The following is a 2,215-nucleotide window of genomic DNA, read 5'->3' as shown; positions in this document are numbered from 1 at the left end:
GGAGGGCCGCTCCCGGGGCCGCGCGACCCCCTGGCGGGACACCGTGGTCGGTTCGCTGGGACGGGAGGGGCCGTCGGCCGGTATTCCGCGGGCACGGGCGAGGCGCGGGCGGGGCATCGGACCGGTCGGCCGGCAGCCAGGGCCGGGGCGGGCGCCGAGGGCCTCGTACGGGCCAGTGGGCGCCGGGTGGACATCGGTCCGGGGCCCGGGTGGAACGGCGTGTCGGGAGACCCCGGGGCGGGGCAGCAGGCGGGGACGGGTGAAGATGGACCGCCATGCCCAGTACCGCCGAACCAGCCGCCACCGCCGCGAGCGCGACCGAGGACCGGTCGCGGGGCGGCTTCCGGGTACGGCTGGACAACTTCGAGGGCCCCTTCGACCTGCTGCTCAGCCTGATCGCCAAGCACAAGCTGGACGTCACCGAGGTGGCGCTGGCCACCGTGACGGACGAGTTCATGACGCACATCCGGGCGATGGGCCCGGACTGGGACCTGGACGCGGCGACCGAGTTCCTGGTGGTGGCCGCGACCCTGCTCGACCTCAAGGCTGCCCGGCTGCTGCCCGTGGCGGAGGTCGAGGACGAGGCCGACCTGGCCCTGCTGGAGGCCCGCGACCTGCTGTTCGCGCGGCTGCTCCAGTACCGGGCGTACAAGCGGGCGGCGGCGCTGTTCGGCGAGCGCTGGGCGGCCGAGCTGCTGCGCCGGCCGCGGACCGCCGCCCTGGAGCCCCGGCACGCGGAGCTGCTGCCCGAGGTGGTCATCGGCACCGGGCCGCAGCGGTTCGCCGAGCTGGCGGCCAAGGCGATGGAGCCCAGACCCGCGCCGGTCGTCTCCGTGGACCACATCCACACCCCGCCGGTGAGCGTGCGCGAGCAGGCAGGGCTGGTGGTGGGGCTGCTCACCGAGCTGGGTGAGGCCACGTTCCAGCAGCTGGTCGAGGATGCGCCGGACGACCTGGTGGTGGTCGCCCGCTTCCTGGCGCTGCTGGAGCTGTACCGGGAGCGGGTGCTCGCCTTCGAACAGCCGGAGGCGCTCGGAGAGCTGCTGGTGCGCTGGGTGGCCGAGGAGGGCCGGGTGGCGGTCGAGGTGACGGACGAGTTCGACCGGCCGGCCGGCGAGGTCAAGGAGGACGAGCGGTGATGAGCGGTGGGAACGAGGGCGGGCGGCCGGTGCGGCGTCCGCTGGGGCTGCCGGGGCGGCCGCGGGCCGAGGAGTGGCTGGAGCCGGCCTTCGAGCTGCTGCCGGAGCCGGTGGAGCCGGCAGAGCCGGTGGATTCGGGGGAACCGGCCGGGTCCGAGGCGGGGGGCGGCTTCGAGGCGGCGGAAGCGCGCGTCGTGCACCGGAAGTCGGCCTCGTCGACTTCCGGTGCCGAGGGGCCCGCCGACGCCGGGCTGCGGGCCGAGCTGGAGGCCGTCCTGATGGTCGTCGACGAGCCGGTGGCGGAGGAGCGGCTGGCCGGGGTGCTGGAGCGACCCCGGGCCGAGGTGGCGGCCGTGCTGCGCGAGCTGTCCGCCGAGTACACGGCCCAGGGCCGCGGATTCGACCTGCGGCTGGTCGCGGGCGGCTGGCGGTTCTACAGCCGGGACACCTGCTCCGCGATGGTCGACCGCTTCCTCCTGGACGGCCAGCAGGCCCGGCTCACCCAGGCCGCGCTGGAGACCCTGGCAGTGGTCGCCTACCGGCAGCCGGTGTCCAGATCGCGGGTTTCCGCCGTCCGCGGTGTGAACTGTGACGGCGTGATGCGTACCCTGGTACAGCGAGGACTGGTGGAAGAGGCCGGATCCGAGCCCGAAACAGGTGCGATCCTGTATCGGACGACGAACTACTTCCTGGAACGGATGGGGCTCCGCGGCCTGGACGAGCTGCCGGAGCTCGCTCCCTTCCTGCCCGAGGTCGACGACGTGGAAGCGGAGTCCCTGGAGGGCACGATGATCGCGGAGGCGGTCGCCGCCGCTGCCGCGCAGGCCGCGGACGGCAGTGGCGAGGCCGGTCGGGCCGGGCCCGATCGGTAGGGGGCGGTGAGGTCGGCCGAAACGACCGCACATCCCAGACGGAACGACGTACGGACACTTTGATGCGTAGCAGTGGCAACGGCAGGAACAGCAGCGGCGGCGGGAGCGGTCGCGGCGGACAGGGCGGGGGCCGGGGCGGCGGCTCCTACGGCGGCGGCAGCGGCCGCAGCGGCTCGGGTGCGCGTGGAGGTTCGTACGGCGGCG

2 protein-coding genes are annotated in these 2,215 nt (G+C 74.7%); both read left to right on the top strand.

All coding sequences use genetic code 11. From position 1 onward, the window contains the following. Positions 1-275 precede the first annotated feature (275 nt). A complete protein-coding gene (locus tag KS423_RS43940) occupies positions 276-1,139 on the top strand; it encodes a ScpA family protein (protein WP_224285286.1) in 864 nt (287 codons plus the stop codon). A gap of 278 nt (positions 1,140-1,417) precedes the next feature. After that, a complete protein-coding gene (locus KS423_RS43935; RefSeq protein ID WP_374120168.1) occupies positions 1,418-2,011 on the top strand; it encodes an SMC-Scp complex subunit ScpB in 594 nt (197 codons plus the stop codon). Positions 2,012-2,215: the final 204 nt, after the last annotated feature.

The sequence above is a fragment of the Streptomyces sp. LS1784 genome (genome assembly GCF_020103755.1).
Taxonomy (GTDB): Bacteria; Actinomycetota; Actinomycetes; order Streptomycetales; family Streptomycetaceae; genus Kitasatospora.
This window is presented reverse-complemented; position numbering and strand designations above follow the sequence as displayed.

Coding starts and splice junctions, on each gene's coding strand:
- KS423_RS43940 (WP_224285286.1), top strand. CDS start 276: ATGCCCAGTACCGCCGAACCAGCCGCCACCGCCGCGAGCGCGACCGAG.
- KS423_RS43935 (WP_374120168.1), top strand. CDS start 1,418: ATGGTCGTCGACGAGCCGGTGGCGGAGGAGCGGCTGGCCGGGGTGCTG.